Below are 2,501 nucleotides of genomic sequence, written 5' to 3' on the forward strand. Positions count from 1 at the left end.
CCATAGAAGCTGCCTTCCAGCTGCACGACGATGGTCTCGTCACGCTGGTCGGCACTGAACAGCACTTCATCCCCTGCACGCACATCAGCGCCGCGGAATTCCGTCACCGGCAGATAGCGCGAGATGGGGCCGTCGGGACGTGAGCCACGCAGCAGCACGTGAGAGACACCTGACTTGAGGCGCGCCAGGTTCAGGACGTCTTCGCCACTCAGACGCGAGTCGGTGAGCTCATAGCGATAATCACGCTCGACATCCCCGACCACGCTGATCGCCGGGCCACGCTCCTCGACGACGACGGTATCGCCATCGCGGAACTGCGGACGAGCGATCTCGCCATTGATCAGAAAGTCATAGAGATCGACCGTATTGATGACGCGGCCATTGCGCTTGATCTTGATCTTGCGGTAGCTGCCCAGCGCCTGGTCGATGCCGCCGGCCTGGTCGAGGAAATAGAGCATGGAATCATTCGGGGTACCGGCGTAGCGGCCCGGATTCTTGACATACCCGGTGACGAAGACACCCACCGGCTGCACGCCCTGCAGGTTGGTGTAGACGCTGACGTTCTCGGGATACACCTCTTGAATGGCGCTGCGTACCTTGCCATCCAGCTGGGCATTGGTGGTGCCCTGCACCTTCACCGGACCGATGCCCGGCAGGAAGATGTTGCCCTGCGCATCGACAGGCAGCACGGACTCCATCTCGACCCCACCCCAGACACGCAGGGTGATCTGGTCACCCGGCTTGATGGTGTAGCTGCTGTTGAGGCCATCGGCCATCATGCCGCGGAAACCACCGGTAAAGAGGTTTTCGCCGAACGGCGGCAGGGAATCAGGGTCGGTCTGCGCACGGGAGGTCAGCGGCCCGTAGGTTCCGCTGCGCCAATCAGCACGCGCCTTGTCTTCTACACTATCCGTCTTTTGCGGAATACTGGAGGCTTGGTCATTGCTGGACAGGATGGAACCGCTGTCCAGGCCGGCTGCCATGGCAGGGCTGGCGTTCAGGCACGCTACCGCCACCAGGCACCCGGCCCGGAGCAAGAATCTGGAAATTGTCATCGGGCTAGGCCCCTCGTAGTGCAAAGAAATTCGTGCAAAAAATAGTGCAGCGTCGGTCAGGAATGACAGCGCCGACCAGACCAGCCTGTTTCCTGCAATCGTCATATCACGCCAAGCCCTGTATGGGCCTTTCAGCGAGAAGTTATTGAGAAGTTCCTCAGCGGGCCTCTTCCAGCAGGCCGGTCACCAACCGCTGGGTCACCCAGGTGCCTTCACCAGCCTTACCGTCATTACTGGTCCGGCACGCTAGCTCCTTGCTGGGCAGATCACGCGAATTTGAGACCGTCAGCTCGCGACAGATACGTCCGCTGGCCGCGAAATAGCGCTCATGGGCGACCACTTCGACGTTGCTGCCCCAGGGGCTGGTCGGCACGGCAATCACGCTGCCGGGGGCGGCGCTGTCGAGAAATGACGAGACATCCGCCGGCAATGACGCAGCGCCGGTCAGGTTGGCCAGGTTGGTGCTGCCGGCACCGGTGGATTCCGGATAGGAGGTCGCACAACCGGTAATCGCCAGTGCCAGGCCTGCGACTGCCGCGAGACGCACGACATGCGGCAAGCGCTGTTTGAATCGGGATAAAGTCATATGTGAGTCCTGAAACGGCAAACGCCCCCGCCTTGCGGCGAGGGCTGATCGGCGTGAATGCATCAGCCGATGACGTTGTAGTGCTTGAGCTGATTGACCAGCTTGAGTGCGGTCTGCTCGAGGCTCAGTTCACCCGTGTTGATCTCGATTTCCGGGTTCTCCGGCGCTTCATACGGCGAGCTGATGCCGGTGAAGTCGCTGATCTCACCGGCACGCGCCTTGCGGTACAGGCCCTTGGGATCACGCTCTTCGCAGACGCTGATCGGCGTGTTGACGAAGACTTCGATGAACTCGTCAGTGCCGACCATGTCGCGCACGGTCTGGCGATCGGCCTGGAACGGCGAGATGAAGCTGACCAGGGTGATCATGCCGGCATCGACCATCAGCTTGGCGACTTCGCCGACACGACGGATGTTCTCGGCGCGGTCGTCTTCGCTGAAGCCCAGATCACCACACAGGCCGTGACGCACGTTGTCGCCGTCCAGCAGGTAGGTGTTGTAGCCCATGGCGAACAGCTGACGCTCCAGAGCATTGGCGGCGGTGGACTTGCCGGCACCGGACAGACCGGTGAACCAGATGATGCACGGCTTCTGCTTGTTGCGATCGGCGCGGCGCTGCTTGGTGACCGCCATGTCGTGCCACACGATGTTGCTGGCACTCAGGGTCTCCTTGACCATGCCCGCACCGATGGTGATGTTGGACAGACGGTCAATGAACACGAAGCTGCCGGTATGCGGCGAGCGCTGGTAGCTGTCCATGGCCAGCGGCTGGGTCAGTTCGACCTGCACGCGGGCGATGCCGTTGAGCGGGATGTTCTCCGCTTCGTTGCGCGCCATGGTGTTGACGTCGGTCTGGTGGAT

At 61.6% G+C, this 2,501-nt stretch carries 3 protein-coding genes; all 3 read right to left on the reverse strand.

From position 1 onward, the window contains the following. Positions 1–983: polysaccharide biosynthesis/export family protein (locus tag AC4FAH_RS14505; protein ID WP_490246310.1), on the reverse strand; the 983-nt coding region annotated here is incomplete at its 3' end. A 229-nt stretch (positions 984–1,212) separates the two neighbouring features. Then, positions 1,213–1,641: an RT0821/Lpp0805 family surface protein gene (locus AC4FAH_RS14510; RefSeq protein WP_024950952.1), complete on the reverse strand. Its 429-nt coding sequence runs from the start codon at positions 1,639–1,641 to the stop codon at positions 1,213–1,215. Positions 1,642–1,703: 62 nt separating this feature from the next. Then, on the reverse strand, positions 1,704–2,501 hold a 798-nt coding region (cysC, locus tag AC4FAH_RS14515), incomplete at its 5' end, for an adenylyl-sulfate kinase (RefSeq protein ID WP_490246311.1).

It is taken from the genome of Cobetia sp. (genome assembly GCF_983723665.1).

Coding starts and splice junctions, on each gene's coding strand:
- AC4FAH_RS14510 (WP_024950952.1), bottom strand. CDS start 1,641: ATGACTTTATCCCGATTCAAACAGCGCTTGCCGCATGTCGTGCGTCTC.